At 68.0% G+C, this 19,050-nt stretch carries 17 protein-coding genes; 11 read left to right on the top strand and 6 right to left on the bottom strand.

Translation table 11 applies throughout. The features are described 5' to 3' along the window. Window positions 1-28: 28 nt before the first annotated feature. Complete coding sequence (locus IEW22_RS04635) at window positions 29-976, bottom strand: ABC transporter substrate-binding protein (RefSeq protein ID WP_188585423.1); 948 nt, start codon at window positions 974-976, stop codon at window positions 29-31. A 472-nt stretch (window positions 977-1,448) separates the two neighbouring features. On the opposite strand from IEW22_RS04635, the gene ctaD reads away from it, so the two are divergent. The 6 genes from ctaD (at window position 1,449) to IEW22_RS04605 (ending at window position 7,660) form a co-directional block, all read left to right on the top strand. Then, entirely contained in the window at window positions 1,449-3,218 is a 1,770-nt protein-coding gene (gene ctaD / locus IEW22_RS04630; protein WP_188585422.1) for an aa3-type cytochrome oxidase subunit I, read from the top strand. Between the two features lie 2 nt (window positions 3,219-3,220). Continuing rightward, on the top strand, window positions 3,221-4,474 hold the full coding sequence (serB, locus tag IEW22_RS04625) for a phosphoserine phosphatase SerB (RefSeq protein ID WP_188585421.1): 1,254 nt from the start codon (window positions 3,221-3,223) through the stop codon (window positions 4,472-4,474). A gap of 45 nt (window positions 4,475-4,519) precedes the next feature. Further along, complete coding sequence (locus tag IEW22_RS04620) at window positions 4,520-5,305, top strand: aminoacyl-tRNA hydrolase (protein WP_188585420.1); 786 nt, start codon at window positions 4,520-4,522, stop codon at window positions 5,303-5,305. A 118-nt stretch (window positions 5,306-5,423) separates the two neighbouring features. Continuing rightward, a complete protein-coding gene (locus tag IEW22_RS04615; protein ID WP_188585419.1) occupies window positions 5,424-5,918 on the top strand; it encodes a cupin domain-containing protein in 495 nt (164 codons plus the stop codon). 49 nt (window positions 5,919-5,967) lie between these two features. Next, window positions 5,968-6,798, top strand: coding sequence for an ABC transporter ATP-binding protein (locus tag IEW22_RS04610; protein ID WP_188585418.1), 831 nt, complete (start codon window positions 5,968-5,970; stop codon window positions 6,796-6,798). Further along, window positions 6,734-7,660, top strand: coding sequence for an NUDIX hydrolase (locus tag IEW22_RS04605; protein ID WP_229742176.1), 927 nt, complete (start codon window positions 6,734-6,736; stop codon window positions 7,658-7,660). The genes IEW22_RS04610 and IEW22_RS04605 overlap by 65 nt, the downstream gene beginning before the upstream one ends. 37 nt (window positions 7,661-7,697) lie before the next feature. On the opposite strand, the gene ligD is transcribed toward IEW22_RS04605, so the two are convergent. Continuing rightward, window positions 7,698-8,636 carry a non-homologous end-joining DNA ligase gene (gene ligD, locus IEW22_RS04600; RefSeq protein WP_188585417.1) on the bottom strand — a complete coding sequence of 313 codons (939 nt, stop codon included), beginning with the start codon at window positions 8,634-8,636 and terminating at the stop codon, window positions 7,698-7,700. Between the two features lie 52 nt (window positions 8,637-8,688). On the opposite strand from ligD, the gene IEW22_RS04595 reads away from it, so the two are divergent. The 3 genes from IEW22_RS04595 to IEW22_RS04585 all read left to right on the top strand — a co-directional run bounded on the left by IEW22_RS04595 (window position 8,689) and on the right by IEW22_RS04585 (window position 11,937). After that, window positions 8,689-9,477, top strand: coding sequence for an enoyl-CoA hydratase/isomerase family protein (locus tag IEW22_RS04595; protein WP_188585416.1), 789 nt, complete (start codon window positions 8,689-8,691; stop codon window positions 9,475-9,477). A 162-nt stretch (window positions 9,478-9,639) separates the two neighbouring features. Beyond that, window positions 9,640-10,611 carry a class I SAM-dependent methyltransferase gene (locus IEW22_RS04590; protein ID WP_229742175.1) on the top strand — a complete coding sequence of 324 codons (972 nt, stop codon included), beginning with the start codon at window positions 9,640-9,642 and terminating at the stop codon, window positions 10,609-10,611. A gap of 54 nt (window positions 10,612-10,665) precedes the next feature. Then, entirely contained in the window at window positions 10,666-11,937 is a 1,272-nt protein-coding gene (locus IEW22_RS04585; protein ID WP_188585414.1) for a THUMP-like domain-containing protein, read from the top strand. A 1-nt stretch (window position 11,938) separates the two neighbouring features. Here the strand turns inward: IEW22_RS04585 and IEW22_RS04580 are convergent, their stop codons facing one another. After that, on the bottom strand, window positions 11,939-13,180 hold the full coding sequence (locus IEW22_RS04580) for a PQQ-binding-like beta-propeller repeat protein (RefSeq protein ID WP_188585413.1): 1,242 nt from the start codon (window positions 13,178-13,180) through the stop codon (window positions 11,939-11,941). 284 nt (window positions 13,181-13,464) lie between these two features. On the opposite strand from IEW22_RS04580, the gene IEW22_RS04575 reads away from it, so the two are divergent. Further along, window positions 13,465-14,202: an acyltransferase gene (locus tag IEW22_RS04575; RefSeq protein ID WP_188585412.1), complete on the top strand. Its 738-nt coding sequence runs from the start codon at window positions 13,465-13,467 to the stop codon at window positions 14,200-14,202. Window positions 14,203-14,276: 74 nt separating this feature from the next. Here IEW22_RS04575 and IEW22_RS04570 read toward each other — a convergent pair whose 3' ends face one another. From IEW22_RS04570 to IEW22_RS04560, 3 genes are read right to left on the bottom strand one after another with little or no spacing between them, the layout of a single operon-like run. Continuing rightward, on the bottom strand, window positions 14,277-15,581 hold the full coding sequence (locus IEW22_RS04570) for a glycosyltransferase family 4 protein (protein WP_188585411.1): 1,305 nt from the start codon (window positions 15,579-15,581) through the stop codon (window positions 14,277-14,279). Further along, on the bottom strand, window positions 15,578-17,224 hold the full coding sequence (locus IEW22_RS04565) for a 1,4-alpha-glucan branching protein domain-containing protein (protein WP_188585410.1): 1,647 nt from the start codon (window positions 17,222-17,224) through the stop codon (window positions 15,578-15,580). Before IEW22_RS04565 ends, IEW22_RS04570 begins: the two co-directional genes overlap by 4 nt. Further along, window positions 17,221-18,063: a class I SAM-dependent methyltransferase gene (locus IEW22_RS04560; RefSeq protein ID WP_188585409.1), complete on the bottom strand. Its 843-nt coding sequence runs from the start codon at window positions 18,061-18,063 to the stop codon at window positions 17,221-17,223. The genes IEW22_RS04565 and IEW22_RS04560 overlap by 4 nt, the downstream gene beginning before the upstream one ends. Window positions 18,064-18,264: 201 nt before the next feature. On the opposite strand from IEW22_RS04560, the gene IEW22_RS04555 reads away from it, so the two are divergent. Then, entirely contained in the window at window positions 18,265-19,050 is a 786-nt protein-coding gene (locus IEW22_RS04555) for an electron transfer flavoprotein subunit beta/FixA family protein (protein WP_188585408.1), read from the top strand.

The raw sequence follows: 19,050 nt of genomic DNA, 5'->3' as shown, positions 1-19,050 counted from the left end.
CCGACGCCGGGCCCGCACGAGACTCTGCTCAGCTGGTCGCGCCGTTGATGGTGCGCTGCAGATCGGCGACCACCCATCGGGCCGCGATCACACCCTGCCCCTCGTACCAGACGTAGTCGTCGGAGATGAACTCGCGCTTCCAGCCGACCGCTCCCAGCGAGAGCCAACGATCGCTCTTGAGGAGTGCCTCGGCCCGCGACTGCGACGTCTCACCCGCCGGGTAGCTCACGTAGATGATGTCGCCGTCGGCGTCGTCGAAGTTGTCGTCGGTGAGTGTCACCTGTGCGCCGCGTTGCGGCTTGGGCCGGTCGGCGCCCATAAGCGTGAGGATCTGGCCGGCGAACGAGTCGACCCCGGGCAACACGGTCGACGAGTCGAGGACGCGCACCAGCGAGACCTGGGTGTGCCGGGCGTCGACGCCCGCGCCGACAGCGCGTGCATAGTCGTCGACATCGGACAGTCGTGCGGTGCCGGTCTGCGCGCGCCCCAGTGCCGCCGAGACCGCGAGGAAACGGGTACGCCAATCGGCCTTCGGGTCGATCGTGACGACCTTGGCCGTGCCGAACGCGCGTGCGGCTGCCGAGGCCGGATCGGTGGTGAGAACCACGTCGGGGTGGGTGTCGCGGGCGCGCGCGGGATCGGGAGCCGAACCGAGAGCCGGCAGGTTGGTGACGGTGGGTCCCAGATAGTAGGGGAGTGCGGACCGCTCTGCGGTGACGGCCACGACCTTCGTCTGCTCGCCCAGCGCGCACAGCGGGTCGAGCAGTGAGATGTCGGTGACGGCGATACGGGCGGCATCGGGCGCCCCGGCGTCCGGTGCCGACGGCGCCAGGCAGGAACGCGCCACGCTGCGGGCAGGCTCGGCGATGCTCACGTCGGCGAATTTCGTGGGGATCTCGCTGACCGAGCTCTCGGTCGCGGGGATGTCGCTGGAGCCGCCGCCGCATGCGGCCAGGGCCGTGACCGCAGCACTCACGCAGAGCAGCGACACGCCGTGACGGATACGGCGGGTGACACGGCCAGAACCCCGGGACCGACGTGAGTTTCGCGTGGGCGGATGCGGCGTCCGGGCACGAGTCGTGGTCTGCACCCGCACCTCGAACCCCCGTCCCGTGTCGGATCCGTGCGGATCCCCAGCATGTGTCGCGCCTGCGACGCGATCACGCTAGCACCCGTTGTCGGACGGGTGCCGCCACGCGGCCGCCGCAATCGCCGAACCTGCGCGGGCACACGGTGTGTCGCAGTGTTTGTGCAGGCGATCGGGCATGCCGGACATCGGAGGGGAGGGACCTACGACACCGCGTAGGACCCGGTCTACGATGTGACTTCGTACCCAGTGGGTCAGGGCGCTTCGAAGGGTTTACGATCAACCCAGCGAATCATCGTCGTGTCTTGTCCACGGCATCAGTGTCGTGACCCATCACGAGGCCGCGCAGGCAGGAGGATCTGTGACAGCCGTAGACCAGCCCGTAACTCAACTGGCCCCGGTCCGCCCCTATCCGGAGCGGAAGGGGCTCAAGGGCTCGTTCTTCTACAAATTGATCACCACCACCGATCACAAGTTGATCGGCCAGATGTACATCACCGCCTGCTTCGCGTTCTTCTTGATCGGCGGCCTGATGGCGCTGCTCATGCGCGCCGAGCTCGCACACCCGGGCATGCAGTTCCTGTCGACCGAGCAGTTCAACCAGCTGTTCACGATGCACGGCACCGTCATGCTCCTCATGTACGCGACCCCGATCGTGATCGGGTTCGCGAACTACGTTCTGCCGCTGCAGATCGGTTCGCCCGACGTGGCCTTCCCGCGCCTCAACGCGCTGGGATTCTGGCTGTTCGTCTTCGGCTCGACCGTCGCCATCGGCGGCTTCCTGACCCCCGGCGGTGCCGCGGACTTCGGCTGGACGGCGTACACGCCCCTGACCGACGCCGTGCACTCGCCCGGAGCCGGCGCCGACCTGTGGATCCTGGGTCTGGCCGTCTCAGGTCTGGGCACCATCCTCGGTGGCGTCAACATGGTCACCACCGTGGTCTGCCTGCGTGCACCCGGTATGACGATGTTCCGCATGCCGATCTTCACCTGGAACATCTTGGTGACCAGCATCCTGATCCTGCTGGTGTTCCCGCTGCTGACCGCGGCCCTGATGGGTCTGTACGTCGACCGCACGTTCGGCGCACACATCTACGACCCGGCCAACGGCGGAGCCATTCTCTGGCAGCACCTGTTCTGGTTCTTCGGTCACCCCGAGGTCTACATCATCGCGCTGCCGTTCTTCGGCATCGTCTCGGAGATTTACCCGGTGTTCTCCCGTAAGCCGATCTTCGGCTACACCGGCCTGATCTACGCGACGCTGGGCATCGCGGCGCTGTCGGTCGCGGTGTGGGCACACCACATGTACGCCACCGGCGCAGTGCTGCTGCCGTTCTTCTCCTTCATGACGTTCCTCATCGCGGTCCCCACCGGTGTGAAGTTCTTCAACTGGATCGGAACGATGTGGAAGGGGCACATCACGTTCGAGACGCCGATGCTCTTCTCGGTCGGCTTCATCGTGACGTTCCTCTTCGGTGGTCTGACAGGCGTGATCCTCGCGAGCCCGCCGCTGGACTTCAACCTGTCCGACAGCTACTTCGTGGTGGCGCACTTCCACTACGTGCTCTTCGGCACGATCGTGTTCGCCACGTACGCCGGCATCTACTTCTGGTTCCCGAAGATGACGGGCCGGATGATGGACGAACGTCTGGGCAAGATCCACTTCTGGCTGACGTTCGTGGGCTTCCACACCACCTTCCTGGTCCAGCACTGGCTGGGCGCCGAGGGTATGCCCCGTCGCTACGCCGACTACCTCCCGTCCGACGGCTTCACGCACCTCAACGAGGTCTCGACGCTGGGCGCGTTCATCCTGGGTATCTCGACGCTGCCGTTCCTGTGGAACGTCTTCAAGAGCTACCGCTACGGTGAGGTCGTCACGGTGGACGACCCGTGGGGCTTCGGCAACTCGCTCGAGTGGGCGACCAGCTGCCCGCCGCCGCGGCACAACTTCACCGAGCTGCCCCGCATCCGTTCGGAGCGCCCCGCCTTCGAGCTGCACTATCCGCATATGGTTCAGCGGATGCACGATGAGGCGCACGTCGGTGGCGGCGGCCACAATGCCGAGGATGCTCGTCGTGAACCACTGACGGTGGGAAGTCACGAGTCCTCCGCGGATGCTGATCCCAGCTGAAGGTGAGCGACAACTTTTCTGACGACTCCGGGCTTGCCGGGACCGCATCGACCGTGTTGATCACGGTCACCGGTCCCGACAAGCCCGGAGTCACGTCTCTGCTTCTCGGTGCGCTCGCCGGTGAGATGGTCAGCCTTCTCGACGTCGAGCAGGTGGTCATCTACGGCCGGCTCACGCTCGGGATCCTCGTGGAGGTGCCCGGAGACCCGGAGCACCTGCAGGAGGTCGTCGAACAGGCGATGAGTTCCATCGGTGTCGAGGCGACCGTGGAGGTCGGCGCGGCGCCGGGTAAACATGTGGTGTCCAGCCACGCGGTGGTGCTGCTCGGCCAGCCGGTCACCGCGCGCGCCTTCCGGGCGATCGCCGCCGAGCTGGCACGTCAGGGCGGCAACATCGACTCCATCCGGGGGATCGCTGACTATCCTGTGACCGGCCTGGAACTGCTCGTCAGCGTTCCGCGCGACGATGTGGCCTCCGACGCGGCCCTGCGTCGCGGGCTGGCGGCCATCGCGGCCGACCACAACATCGACGTGGCCGTGGAGCGCGGTGGTCTCGCCCGGCGCGCCAAACGTCTGATCGTGTTCGACGTGGACTCCACGCTGATCCGCGGTGAGGTCATCGAGATGCTCGCCGCGCGGGCCGGTCGTGAGGCCGAGGTCGCCGCGGTCACCGAGGCCGCGATGCGCGGTGAACTCGACTTCGCCGAATCACTGCACCGGCGCGTCGAGGCGCTCGCTGGACTCGATGCGTCGGTGATCGACGAGGTTGCCGCCGACCTGGAGCTCACGCCCGGCGCCCGGACCACCATCAGGACGCTGCATCGTCTCGGTTATCACTGCGGCGTGGTCTCCGGCGGGTTCCGCCAGGTCATCGATCCGCTGGCGCACGAACTCGAACTGGACTTCGTGCGGGCCAACACCCTCGAGATCGTCGACGGCAAACTCACCGGCCGCGTGATCGGCGAGGTGGTCGACCGGCCGGGTAAGGCGCGCGCGCTGCGGGCATTCGCCGATCAGGTGGGTGTGCCGATGGAACAGACCGTCGCCGTGGGCGACGGCGCCAACGACATCGACATGCTCACCGTCGCCGGACAGGGGATCGCGTTCAACGCCAAACCCGCGCTCGCCGAGGTGGCCGATGCCGCATTGCATCACCCGTTCCTCGACGCGGTGCTGTTCATCCTCGGCGTCACCCGCGACGAGATCGAGGCGGCCGACGCGGTCGACGGTGTCCTGCGACGCGTACCGCTGCACTGACGTGCGACTGGTGATTGAGCTGCGGCCGGTGATGGGGTCTCGTCGATGACATTCGCCGACCGATACCGACGTCTCGCGTCGTATGCGGGCGCCGACTCCGATCCGGGAGATCCCGGGCAGGTGCTCGCGATGCCGGTGGTGCTGCGGATCGAGAAGAACGAGCCACCCGAACGTGCGAGTCTGCTCGCCGCCGCGGCCACCGCCGTGGCACAGCTGTGCCTGGATCCGCGGACAGATCCGACCCCCGATCCCGATGCAGCCGGCGGCGACCCGACCGGCGAGGATCGCCGCGCGGGTACCCAGCCCGGCCCGTGGGCGCAGGCCCTCGACGACTGGTGTGATGCCCGGATCCGCAAGATCGCACGCCGGGCGCGCGGGGCACAGTGGGATGCGGCCGGCGAGGTGGACGGTGTGACTGCCGAGGTCGGTGGTGCGCGTGCCCGGGCGATCGTCCCGGGTCCGGTGGGTGCGGTCGACAAGCGGATCGCGCGCCTGCAGATCGGCGGGACCGACGTCCCTGGTGAGCTCGAGGGAGCCGACGGGCGCGGAGACGGCGCGGTGTCGCTGTGGGTGAACCCCGACCTGGAGATGACCACTGGCAAACTCGCCGCGCAGGTGGGCCACGGGTCCATGCTCGCCGTGAAGCTGATGACCCTCGACGCCGCACGTGACTGGTACGACCGAGGCTGCCCCTGCCGGGTCCGCCAGACCGACGCGGTGCGCTGGCAGGCGCTTCTCTACGCGGAGGCATCACAGGGTTCGGTCGCCGTGCGTGACGCCGGATTCACCGAGATCGCGCCGGGTTCGGTGACGGTCATCGCGACTCTGTGACCGGGATGGCAAGGCCCGGGGCCGGGACGCCGCGGCGCGATGACCACGATGGCAGGGCGCGGGGCAGGCAGGTACGTCACCGCGCCCGGCGAGCGGTGCGCGCCTAGTGTGGTGAGTCGTGACCGATGACCTCGACGGCGAGAACAGGCCGGCGTCCGACGATGAGCGCACCGCCCGCCTTCCCGACTGGGCGCATGGGCTCGACCTGCGGCCACATCCCGAAGGGGGCTGGTTCCGGCAGACCTGGGTATCGGACGTCACCGTGCCCACGTCGATCCTGCCCGACGGGTATGAGGCCCCCCGCGCGAGCGCCACGGCGATCCTGTTCCTCCTGCTGCCCGACGAACAGTCGGCATGGCATCGGGTGCGCGGTGCCGAGATCTGGCTCTATCACCGGGGCGCCCCGGTCGAGCTGTCGATCGGGGGCGGCGCAGCGGCGCCGGGACGTGCCCACACCGTGCGCCTGGGGCCCGACCTGGCTGCCGGTGACCGCCCTCAGTTCGTCATCGCCCCCGGCGAATGGCAACGCGCTCGCCCGGCCGGCGACGAGGCGTCACTGGTGACCTGCGTGGTGTCACCCGGCTTCGATTTCGCCGATTTCGTGCTCGCCTGAGTCCACCCCCTGACAGCGTCTGGTCGGCAGATGGTGCAGGATTGGGGAGGTGCGAGACACCGACCCCGACCTCCTGATCGATTTCGACGATGTCACCGTTGTGCGCGGTGGTGCCACGCTTGTCGGGCCGATCACCTGGCAGGTCGAACTCGATGAGCGCTGGGTGATTCTCGGGGCCAACGGCGCGGGGAAGACCACGTTGATGCGGGTTGCCTCCGGTGAGATGCACCCTACGTCGGGTACGGCGTTCGTTCTCGGGGAACGGTTGGGCGCCACCAGTATTCGTGATCTGTCCACTCGCCTCGGCGTCACCACAGCGGCGATGGCCGCGCGTGTGCCCGCCGACGAGATCGTGTCGGATCTGGTGATCTCGGCGGGGTATTCGGTGTTGGGTCGCTGGCAGGAGACCTACGACGACATCGACCGCGACCAGGCCGTGGAGACCCTCGAATCGGTGGGCGCCGAACACCTCGCCGACCGTCGGTACGGCACCCTGTCCGACGGCGAGCGCAAGCGTGTGCTGATCGCCAGGGCGCTGATGACCGACCCCGAACTGCTGCTGCTCGACGAGCCGGCGGCCGGCCTCGATCTGGGCGGCCGCGAGGAGCTGGTCGCGCGGCTGTCGACGCTGGCGTTGGACCCCGACGCGCCGGCCTCGGTGTTGATCACCCATCATGTGGAGGAGATCCCGCCGGGCTTCACCCACGCCATGCTCCTCAAGCACGGCGAGGTGGTGTCCCAGGGTCTCATCGACGACGTGATCACTTCGGAGAATCTGTCCACGACGTTCAGTCAGGCGATTACTCTCACTCGAGATGGAGACCGATTCTTCGCCCGCCGCACGCGCCCCGCGGGCTCACACCGCCGCAGACGCGCCTGACGCGTCGCCGTCCGAGACCCCGGCTGCTGTCCAGACCCCGGCCGACGTCCAGGCCCCGGCTGCATCCGAGTCGCCGGAGTCGGACAGCGCGGCTCAGGCCCCGCCGGTACGTGACGCCGCGACTGTCGTACTCATCCGCGATGGCGACCCCGGCCTCGAAGTGTTCCTCATGCGGCGGGTGCGAGCGATGGCATTCGCCGGCGGGATGACGGTGTTCCCCGGCGGCGGTGTCGATCTCCGCGACGCCGAACAGGACCTCGACTGGCAGGGAGAGCAACCGCAGTGGTGGGCACGCGAATTCGCCACCGACACGGCCACGGCGACCGCACTGGTCGCGGCGGCGGTGCGCGAGACCTTCGAGGAGTGCGGGGTGCTGCTGGCCAGCGATGCAGCGGGCCGGTTCCCGGCGCCCGGTGATCTGGCACACGCGCGGGCGGATCTGGTCGCGAAGGACCTTTCGCTGGCCGGGTTGCTGCGCTCGCGCAACCTGACGCTGCGTGCTGATCTGCTGCGCCCGATGGCGCACTGGGTGACCCCCGAATCCGAGCCGCGTCGCTACGACACGCGCTTCTTCCTCGCCGCACTGCCCGAGGGGCAGGAGGCCGACGGACGGACCACCGAGGCGTTGTCGACAGGGTGGGCCACCCCCGCACACGCGTTGGCGGAATGGGAGCGGCATCATCACATGCTGCTCCCGCCCACCTGGACGCAGTTGACGGATCTGGCGGCGTATTCGTGCGTCGAGGATGCGCTGGCCGCACATCGGCCCATCACCGCCATCATGCCCACACAGGTGTCCGACGGCACCGTCCCGCTGGCCTTCGACGGTGCGCAGGACTACTTCCGGTTCGCGCGCCTGTGAGCTCCTGACGGCGGGTGAGGTTCTCGGGTGCGGCGGGTCAGCTGGCGAGGTCGTCGCGGTCGGCCCAGTCGAGCAGCGTGTCGAGCCCGAAGGCGACGTCATCGATCTCGGCGTGCAGATCGCCGACCTCGGCGTAGCGGGCTGCGACGGTGGCGATGGTGAAATCGTTCGGCTCGATCCGGTCGATCTCGGCCCAGGTGACCGGTGTCGAGACGGTTCCCAGGGCGTTGCCGCGGACCGAGTAGGCCGCGGCGATCGTGTGGTCGCGTGCGTTCTGGTTGTAGTCGACGAAGACCGTCGACGGGTCGCGGTCCTTACGCCACCACTGGGTCGCGACGTCGTGCGGGGCCCGTCGCGCCACCTCCAGCGCAAAGGCATGTGCGGCCCGACGGACGTCGGCGAAACCCCATTCGGGCCGGATGCGCACGTAGATGTGCAGGCCCCGCCCGCCCGAGGTCTTGGGGAAGCCGCGGATGTCGAGCTCGTCGAGTACCTCATGGGCCACCGCGGCCACGCGGCGCACTCGGGCGAAATCGCAGTCGGGCATCGGGTCGAGGTCGATACGCCACTCGTCGGGCTGTTCGACATGGCCACGCCGCGAGTTCCACGGATGGAACTCCACCGTCGACATCTGCGCCGCCCAGATCACCGAACCGAGCTCGGTGACGCACAGTTCGTCGGCGGTCCGCCCATACCGCGGGAAGTAGACCTCGACGGTGTCGACCCAGTCGGGTGCACCGCCCGGCAGCCGCTTTTGATGGATCTTCGGACCGTCAACCCCGCGCGGATAACGGTGCAGCATGCACGGGCGCTCACGCAGCGCCCGCACGATCCCGTCGCCGACGGCCAGGTAGTGGCCGATGAGGTCGAGTTTCGTCTCGCCGCGGGCGGGGAAGTAGACGCGGTTCGGGTTGGTGACCCGAATCGTCCGTCCGTCCACCTCGATGTCGACCGGATCGCCGTGTGCGGCGCTCATGACGCGAGGTTACCCGTCACCGGCTCGGCGACTCTGCGGTAACTTTCATGGCATGACGGAGTTTGTGACACTCGAGATCAACGAGGATCATCCCGGCGTTGCCACCATCGCGCTCTCGCGGCCCCCGATGAACGCGCTGAACCGGCAGGTGCAGACCGAGCTCCTCGAGGTGGCCCGTGAGGCCTCGATCCGCGACGACATCAAGGCCGTGGTGGTCTACGGCGGGCCGAAGGTGTTCGCCGCCGGCGCCGACATCAAAGAGATGAACACCATGACGTTCGTCGAGATGAACAAGATCGCCGGCGAGTTGCAAGCCGGTCTCGGTGCGCTGGCCTCCATCCCCAAGCCGACCGTCGCGGCCGTCACCGGATACGCACTCGGCGGCGGACTGGAAGTGGCGCTCGCCGCCGACCGCCGCATCTGCGGCGACAACGCCAAACTCGGTGTCCCGGAAGTGCTTCTCGGCGTGATCCCCGGCGGGGGCGGTACCCAGCGGCTGGCCCGCCTGGTCGGACCGGCCAAGGCCAAGGACATGATCTTCACCGGACGTCATGTGAAGGCCGACGAGGCATTGCGGATCGGACTGGTCGACGAGGTCGTCGCACCCGACGAGGTCTACAACGCCGCACTCCGCTGGGCCGCGCAGTTCGCGACCGCCGCCTCGGTCGCACTCGCCGCCGGTAAGGCGGCCGTCGACGAGGGGCTCGACACCGATCTCAGCACCGGCCTGAAGATCGAGAAGCAGTACTTCGCTTCGCTGTTCGCCACCGAGGATCGTGCCACCGGTATGCGTTCGTTCGTCGAGAGTGGGCCGGGTAAGGCAGTTTTCGAAGGAAAGTGACGCGCAGTCGCCCCTCGCGTCTCCGGGGACGGGCTCACCATGTCCGGCCCCGCGCACTCCCTACACGTGGGCGTGGGCGATGCATCCACCCGACCAGCACACGACCGCCTGCACGATGATGATCACTCATCGACGCAGACGAACCAGGAAGGTTCTGACCCCGTGACGACCTCTCAGCACGATCCCGCCCCCAATCCACACGCCACCGAGGAGCAGGTCGCCGCCGCATACGCCGACACCAAGCTCGCGCAGGTCCTCTACCACGACTGGGAGGCCGAGACCTACGACGACAAGTGGTCGATCTCCTACGACGAGCGGTGCATCGACTATGCGCGAGGACGTTTCGACGCCGTGGCCGCCGACGCTGAACTGCCCTACGGACGGGCACTCGAACTCGGTTGCGGCACCGGTTTCTTCCTGCTCAATCTCATGCAGAGTGGTGTCGCGGAGAAGGGTTCGGTGACCGATCTGTCGCCGGGCATGGTCAAGGTGGCACTGCGCAATGCCGAGAACCTCGGTCTCGACGTGGATGGCCGGGTCGCCGATGCCGAACGAATCCCGTACGAGGACAACACCTTCGACCTCGTCGTGGGGCATGCGGTGTTGCATCACATCCCGGATGTGGAGCAGTCGCTGCGTGAGGTGTTGCGTGTGCTCAAGCCGGGCGGGCGGTTCGTGTTCGCCGGGGAGCCGTCGACGATCGGGGACTTCTATGCGCGGTGGATCTCCCGCGCCACCTGGTGGGCGACGACCAATGTGACCAAATTCGGTCCGCTGCAGTCGTGGCGGCGTCCGCAGTCCGAACTCGACGAGTCCTCGCGCGCCGCAGCGCTGGAGGCCGTTGTCGACATCCACACCTTTGATCCGGGTGAGCTGGCAGATCTCGCGCGCCGTGCCGGTGCCACCGAGGTTGACACCGCCACCGAGGAGCTCGCCGCGGCAGTGCTGGGCTGGCCGGTGCGGACCTTCGAGGCCGCTGTCCCTCCGGAGAAGCTGGGTTGGGGCTGGGCCCGATTCGCCTTCGGTGGGTGGAAGAAGCTCACGTGGGTCGACGAGAAACTGCTGCACCGGGTGGTTCCGCAGAAGTTCTTCTACAACATCGTCATCACCGGGACCAAGCCGTCGCAGGACTGAACACCGCCGGGGCATCCTCGGACGTCGGGATGAGGGGCTGGTCAGCGAGAAGCGATGGCGTATGAATTCGATCTCGACGACGTCGGCTACCTGCGCTCGCGTCATGGCGAGAAGGCGCTGTCGAGCGCCGCTGAGCTGGCACTGACACCGGCCACCCTGATTGCTGACATCGCCGAACTCAAACGCCGCTACCCCGGCCATGAGGCGGCGCTGGCCGAGACCACCCGACTGCGCCGAAGAGCAGTGGGCAGACTTCCCGGCGCCGACGAGGTACTGACCACCGACGATGCGTTGCAACAGGCATCCGCATGGCCGGTGGCCACCCATCGCGCCGCGCGGATAGCGGCGCAGATCCCCGATGCGACGGTGCACGACGTGACGTGCTCGATCGGCGCGGATCTCATCGCGGCGGCTTCGACGACGGGCATCTCCGGGGTCATCGGCAGCGATCTGGACCCGGTACGCCTGGCGATGGCCGTGCACAACGCCGAGCGTGCGGAGGAGAGTGCGCGTTCTGCAGGGCGACGCAGGCTGACGCCCGTGCTGGTGGCACGCGCCGACGCGCTCACACCGACGTCACGGGCCGAGGTGGTGTTCGCCGATCCGGCGCGGCGCAGCGGTGGTCGGCGGACATTTCGGCTGGAGGATCTCGTCCCGCCGCTGCCCGAGCTGATGGTGACCTACGCTGATCGTCGGCTGGTGGTCAAATGCGCTCCCGGCCTGGATTATCAGCTGCTGCGCAACAGGTTCGGATTCGAGGGCGACGTGGAGATCGTCTCGCTCGACGGTGGCGTGCGCGAGGCGACCCTCTGGTCGGGTTTCTCCACCGTCGGTCCGGGCGTCACGCGCGCGACCGTCCTGCGCAGCGGCGGTGGCTCGTTCACCATCGACGACACCGAGCCGGATACCTGCACGGTCGGCGAGGCGGGCAGATGGATCTTCGACCCCGACGGCGCCGTCATCCGGGCGGGTCTCGTGCGCCAGTTCGCGACCAGACATCAGTTGTGGCAGCTCGATGCCCATATCGCCTATCTCACCGGTGACGATCTGCCCGCCGGTGAACGCGGCTGGCCGGTGATCGAACGACTTCCGTTCACGGAGAAGAAGATTCGCCGAGCACTGGCCGAACACGACTGCGGTGTCCTCGAGATCACCGTTCGCGGCGTCGACGTGGATCCCGACGCGCTACGGAAACGGTTGCGGCTCAAGGGTCACAGCTCGATGGCCCTGGTGATCACCCGGATCGGGTCGGTGTCGACGGCGTTCCTGTGTGGTGCGGGCGTGCGGGCGCCGCTGTCAGAGAGCGGAGTCAGTGCGACCGAGTGAATCAGCGCGACCGAGTGAAGTAGTAGACGGTCCCGGTGGTCGCCGCGGTGGCGATGGCGCCGTCGGTGCCGATCGACACCCCGGTCACGAACCCCTCCGACCGGCCGATCTCGACACTGCCCTTGGTGGTGCCATCGCGTGCCGACACCTCGGTGATCGACAGCTGCGAGGTGTTGGGGTCGCGGACGGGAACCCACGCGGTCCCGCCCTCGGCGAGCGTGGGCAGTCCGGCGGTGTGCAGGTCGTCGCGCCGCCAGAGCTGCGCGGCGCTGGTGCGGTTGTCGCGCAGCGCGATCGCCGGTGAGCCGAGTGCGGGCGCGGGCATGATGACGCCCTCGGGTGAGACCGACATGGTGCCGTAGCCGTACCCGCCGAGGTCGAACGACCAGCGCACTGCGGCCGAGCCGGTGTCGATCGCGTAGAGGTGGCCATTGGTGCCGAACACGTAGAGAGTGGTGCCGTCCGCGGACAGTACCGGCGTGCCGGTGGCGCCGTCGGGTACGGCGGCCTGGAACACCGATCGCAGTTTCCGGGTGCCGTCGACCTCGCTGTAGTCGACACCGACCACCTGTGCCGCCGACGCCCCGGAGGCGCGCACGATCAGGTAGGCGCGCTGGCGGGCGGTGTCGACGGCGGGTGGCGCTGCGATGGCACACTGCGGGCCGCCGACGGCGCACTGGTCGAGCCCGGCGGTGGGGTCATCGGGATGGACGTCGGGGCGCAGGTTGAGCGGGGCGGCCACCAGGTCGCCGGTCTGTGAACGCAGTGCGAGCAGCTGTCCCTGGGTGGTGGCCACCAGCACCACGGTGCGGGCGCCGAATTTCGCCGGCAGCGCCATGCCCTCGGTGGCGAACTTCCAGCGCACGCCGCCACCGGCGTTGATCGAGTAGAAGGTTCCGGGTTCACCGATGTAGTAGTTGTCGAACTGGTCGACCAGCGGCGCGTTGGCGGTGGCGCCGTCGGCGAACCGGCGGCAGAAGTCCTTGCGTCCGGCACGGGAGTCGAGGAGGAAGAAGGCACAGCCGCCGGATGTCGCGGCACTGACGGCCACATTCTGCTTACCGGAGACCACCACCGGAGCGGTGATGGGCCCGCCGAGGTCACGAGACCACGACAGCGACAGGTCGCTCGCGGAGGAGACCGCCGCGAAGTTGGAGTTGGCGGCGTTGCCACCGGCTGACGACCAGCCCGCCGATGCACGTCCACCCACATCCTCGGTGCCGCTGCTGCATGCGGTGGCCACGAGTGCGGTGAGCGTCGCGAGAACGCTCAGGGCGACGGGAAGTCGCGGTCGGTGAGATTGTCGGGAGCCCCGCCGCGGTGGTCTCGTGTCCCGTTCGCGACACACGCTGACCGACCTCACCGACATCTGGCTCCCGTTTCTGAACTCACGCACCCGTCACATCCGGCGGCCGGACGCCGCTCGCGCGGCGAACACACGTTGCGCGCAGCCGCCGCCTTCGAGAGCCTATCGTGTGGCACCTCACCGCCGTGGGCGCGGTGAAGGGTCGGTTATCGTGTGTCGTCATGACGAGTATGTGGAATCCGTCGGTGCGGTCGCGCTGGAGCGCCGGCCGGCGACGCGAGCCAGGGCAGGCGCGCTTCCTCACCGTCGATTCGCTGCGCTGGGTGCTGCGCAACCGCGCTTACACACCCTGGTACCTGGTCCGCTACTGGCGACTGCTGCGTTTCCGCCTGGCCAACCCGCATGTGGTGCTGCGCGGCATGGTCTTCCTGGGTCGCAACATCGAGTTCGTCGCCGAGCCGGGGCTCGCACGAGTGGAGATCGGCCGATGGGTGCACATCGGCGACGGCAACCACATCCGCTGCCACGAGGGGTCGCTGCGGATCGGCGACAAAGCCGTGTTCGGTCAGAACAATGTGGTCAACGCCTATCTCGACGTGGAGATCGGCGGCTCGACACTGGTCGCCGACTGGGTCTACATCACCGACTTCGACCACAAAATGGACGACGTGACGATGCCGATCAAGGATCAGGGCATCGTCAAGGGGCCGGTACGCATCGGCCCGGACACCTGGATCGCGACGAAGGTGACCGTGTTGCGCGACACGATGGTCGGTCGTGGCTGCGTACTGGGCGCCCATGCGGTGGTCCGCGGCACCATCCCGGATTTCTCCATCGCCGTCGGTGCCCCGGCCAAGGTGGTCAAGAACCGCGAGCAGGCATGGGCCGCCGGTGCCGATCAACGCGCCGAACTCGAGCGTGCGCTGGCCGACATCGAGCGTAAGAAACATCGAGCGTAAGAAGGTGCAGGTCCGCGAGCACTGACCGAGCGCCGGTCGCCGCGGCGGATCGGGCCGGAGTGCGGGTGCACCTCTCACACCGGGGGATCGTCGACGTCGGTGGTGGTCACCGGCTTGTTCGGATCACGTTCGGGCAGTGGGCGTTCCACGATCAACGGACGTCGTAGCGGTGAGCGCTCGCGACGTTTGGCCGCGGCGTAGACCCCGACGGTCTCCTGGGCGATCTGCGACCAGCCGAACTCGTCGGTGAGCATCTGACGTGCCCGCTGGGCACGCGTCGCCGCGGCGTCGGGATCGGTGAGGGTGGCCGCTACCGCAGCGGTCAGACCGGCCACGTCGGCCGGCGCGAAGGCCATCCCGGTGACACCGTCGGTGACGATCTCGCCGAGTCCCCCCGCGGTGGAGGCCACCAGCGGGGTACCCGCCGATACCGCCTCCAACGCCACGATGCCGAACGGCTCATATCGGCTCGGCAATACCAATGCATCGCAATCATGGAGTGCGGCAACGAGTTCGTCATGGTCGAGTCGTCCGACGAACCGCACTGACCGCAGTATCCGGTGGGTCCGTGCGGCGTCGCTCAGCCACTGCAGCTGGGTGCCCTCCCCGGCGACCGTCACAGTGGTGCCGGCAAAGCGACGGCGCAGCCGAGGCAGCGCGGCGAGCAGATCCTGCAGGCCCTTCTCGTATTCGAGGCGGCCGGCGAACAACAACCGCGGCGGCCCCGGTCGGCGTTCGGGCGAGCGATAGGGCCACGCACCGGTGTCGATCCCGTTGTGGATGGTGTGGATCTGGGCGAGTCCGGGGCCGAACAACCGGGTCACCTCGTCACGCATACTGGCCGAACAGGTGATCAGGGCATCGGATTCGTTGGCCAGCCACCATTCCACGCTGTGCACCTGGCGGCTGATACGACTTGACACCCAGCCGCTGTGCCGGCCGGCCTCGGTGGCGTGGATCGTCGACACCAGCGGTACGTCGGCGACCTGAGCCACCGCGATCGCCGCATGGGCGACCAGCCAGTCGTGGGCGTGCACCACGTCGGGTTGCCACGGTTGTGCGGCGCCGTCGCCGTCGCGGCCGTGGAGCACGCGAAGGCCGGCGCGAATCAGGCTGTGGCCCAGCGCAAGAGTCCACGCAGCCATGTCCTCGCCGAAGGTGAACTCCGGCGGGTCCTCGGGCACTGCGACCACGCGCACCCCCGCGCGCACCTCGTCGGAACCGGCGAATGCGCCGGCATCGGCGCCTGCCGGACCTCGGGTGAGCACCACGACATCGTGACCGGCCGCGGCCAGCGCCTCGCACAGGTGGTGGACGTGGCGTCCGAGACCGCCGATCACCACCGGCGGGTACTCCCACGACACGACGAGAATCCTCACGGCCGCACCATATTCCGCGCCGAGGATCCTGTGCCATCGAAGCCCGGGGCGTGCGGGCCATCGGCGCCGGGGGTGTGCAGGTCGTCGAAGCCCGCGGGCGGCAGCCGACGGGCGTCGAGGTGGGCGAACAGGTTGTCCGCGCGTGCCCAGCCGGCGGCGAGTGCGTTCGCGCGCTCCTCGCGTCCGGCGTCGGCGGCTGCGCAGATCTCGCGGGTCGCATGCGCGTGCAGGAAGGCGCGATCGCGTGCGTAGCCGGCAGCGGCGTCGCCGGTCACCATGAACGGCCAGTCCGAGGAGACCGTCAGCAGTGCTTCGCGCAGGATCTGATCGCTGACCGGGTCGCGTCGGTGACCTGCCGCTGCCAATCGCTTGTCCACCGAATCCAGTGCGGTGCGGCTCACCTCGTCGTTGAGCGCCACCAGATCGGCGACGCGCTCGCCGGTCCACACCCGCCAGTCCTTACCCGCTCCCCAGCTCGAGGCGGGCAGGTCCACCCGCTCGCCGACGAAGCCGCGGTCGGCGGCGGTGCGTAGCGATCCCACCGACACACCGGCCTCGGGCAGTCGGCGCAGCACGGCGGCCAGCCAGTCCGGGCCCTCATGCCACCAGTGTCCGAACAATTCGGTGTCGAATGCCGCGACCACCAGTGCCGGGCGTCCGGTGCGTTCGTACTCGCCGAGCAGCCGGGTGCGCACGGTGTCGACGAAGTCCTCCACGTGCCGGTCGAGGACACTGCGGGTGCGTTGCGGATCGTAGGGCTTCTTCGCCTCGCCGGGCACCGATCGCCCGGTGACCCGAGAAGCCTTGAGTCCGAATCGGTGATCGTAGGTGTAGAAGTCGCGGTAGACCGCGTGTCCGGGATAACCCGCGGTCGGCGACCAGACGCGGTAGGAGACGGTGAGATCGCGCCCGAAGGCGATCACATCGCTGTCGCCGACGGGTCGTCCGAGTGCGGTGTCGCCGTGCAGTGTCGGTCCGTCGACCATGAAGTGGCGCACGCCGGCGGCGCGGTAGCCGTTCTCCATCCCCGGCGTGTAGGCGCACTCGGGCGCCCAGATCCCCTGTGGGCGTGTGCCGATGCGGTGTGCGGCGTCGGCGAGTCCCTCGTCGAGGGAGAAGGCGCGCAGTCGCGGGTGCAGCAGCGGTGCGAACGGATGTGCCAGCGGCCCACCGAGATACTCGATGGCACCGCGGTCGGCGAGTGAACGCAACACCGCAGATCCGCCGTGGCGCCAACGTGATTCGAACAATTCGAGCCCACGTCCGGAGTCGTGGTGTTCGCGCTGTCCGGCGATGCGGACCTGTTGCTGTTGGGCCGCGTCATCGCCGACGAATTGCATGGCCTCGTGGGCGCGTAACCGCCAATCGGCGAGCCACTCGTGCATCGAGCTCAGGCAATGCGGGTCGTCGAGTTGTGCGGCCAGCACCGGCGTCACGCCCAGGGAGAGCAGATCGGTGCGTCCCTCGTCGGCGAGCTCCTCGAGCACTGCGGCCACCCGCAGGTAGGACCCCGCCCATGACTGGTAGAGCCACTCCTCGCCGACCGGCCACCGGCCGTGGTTGGCCAGCCAGGGCAGGTGGGAATGCAGTACCAGGGTGAACTGGCCGGGAACATCCGGGGCTGTCGTGTGTGCGGTGGTCATGCCGTCGGCAGGGAGGCGATCGCGAGCAGGTCGAGAGAGTCGTCGATGTCCTCGGCGGTGATCGCGAAATCGCCGGTGGTGATGGCCGCGACGTCGTCGACGAGGTCGGCGGGCCACGGTTCGTCGCGCAGGGCGCGCTGGATCTGCGCGTCGATGAACGATCCGCCCCACTTGTCGTCGAGTCGGCTCAGTGCCGGGCCGTGGTGCACGCCGAGCATCTCCTCGACCACCAGTCCCGCTCCGGTGATCAGGTCGGCGAGCTCGCCGGCGTCGAGTTCGCGGGTGTGGAACGGGTTGAGCGGTGTGTCGCGGCCGGGGGAGAAGGTGATGCGGTTGGGTGTGGAGATGAGGAGCCGGCCACCGGGGCGCAACACCCGGGCGCATTCACGCAGGAATGCCGGCTGATCCCACAGATGTTCGATCACCTGGAAGTTGACCACCACATCCACCGCGTCGGCGTCGAGGGGCAGGTCGATCAGATTGCCCTCGATCACTCGCAGATGGGGATAGCGCGCGGCGGTGTGCTCGACGGTCAGCCTGTCGTAATCGACGCATGTCACCGACGCGGCGTGTGCCGAGATCATGTCTGCGCCATAGCCTTCGCCCGATCCGGCCTCCAGGACGCGCGCACCGCTGCACCGGGGTCCGACGAATTCGTAGGCGACCTCGTGGCGGCGGAACCAGTAGTTCTCGCGCGCGATGCCGGGTACGGTGCGTTCGCCGGTGAGCGCCAGGGTCGCGAGCGCATCGGGAGCCGACGAGTCGGGGGTGGACGCCTGCGAGGTCGCTGCGTCGGCGGCGACCGGGGCGCTTCGCGGGTCCTCAGTTGCTCTAGTCATCCTCGCGAGCCTAGACCGCGATGAGATGATCGAAGTCATCGTGTGGAACTTCATATGTGTCTAAATGTGCAGTGAGCTGGCAGAATCTAGAGCGAACCGGGTTGAATACTCGCCGGTAACGAAGGTTAGACTTAGGACGACCCAGAGACTTACCGTGCGGTAAGTTCTCGCGAATCCGATGCAGGAGGTCGACGAAGACCCATGACGAACATTGTTGTGTTGATCAAGCAGGTTCCCGACACCTGGTCCGAGCGCAAACTGTCGGACAGTGACTTCACCCTGGATCGTGAAGCCGCCGACGCCGTTCTCGACGAGATCAACGAGCGCGCGGTCGAGGAGGCCTTGCAGATCAAGGAGGCTTCCGGGGGCGAGGTCACCATCCTCACCGCCGGTCCCGCCCGGGCCACCGACGCGATCCGCAAGGCACTGTCGATGGGTGCCGACAAGGCGATCCACATCGAAGACGACCAGCTGCACGGCTCCGACGCGGTGCAGACCGCCTACGTGCTGGCCCGCGCACTCGGCACGGTCGAGGGCGTGGAGCTCGTGATCGCCGGCAACGAGGCCACCGACGGTCGTGTCGGCGCCATCCCGGCGATGATCGCCGAGTACCTGGAACTGCCGCACCTGACGCATCTGCGCAAGCTGACCGTCGACGGCGACAACCTGACCGGTGAGCGTGAGACCGACGAGGGCATATTCCACCTCGAGTCGTCGCTGCCCGCGATCGTGAGCGTCACCGAGAAGATCAACGAACCCCGCTTCCCCTCTTTCAAGGGCATCATGGCCGCCAAGAAGAAGGAAGTTCAGAAGGTCTCGCTCGCCGACATCGGCGTCGAGCCCGAGGATGTGGGCCTGGGCAACGCCACCACCGAGGTGACCGGCGTGACCCCCAAGCCCCCGAAGACCGCAGGCGAGAAGGTCACCGATGAGGGTGACGGCGGCGTGAAGCTGGCCGAGTACCTGGTCGCGCAGAAGATCATCTGA

The organism is Gordonia jinhuaensis (assembly GCF_014639795.1).
Classification (GTDB): Bacteria; Actinomycetota; Actinomycetes; order Mycobacteriales; family Mycobacteriaceae; genus Gordonia_B; species Gordonia_B jinhuaensis.
This window is presented reverse-complemented; position numbering and strand designations above follow the sequence as displayed.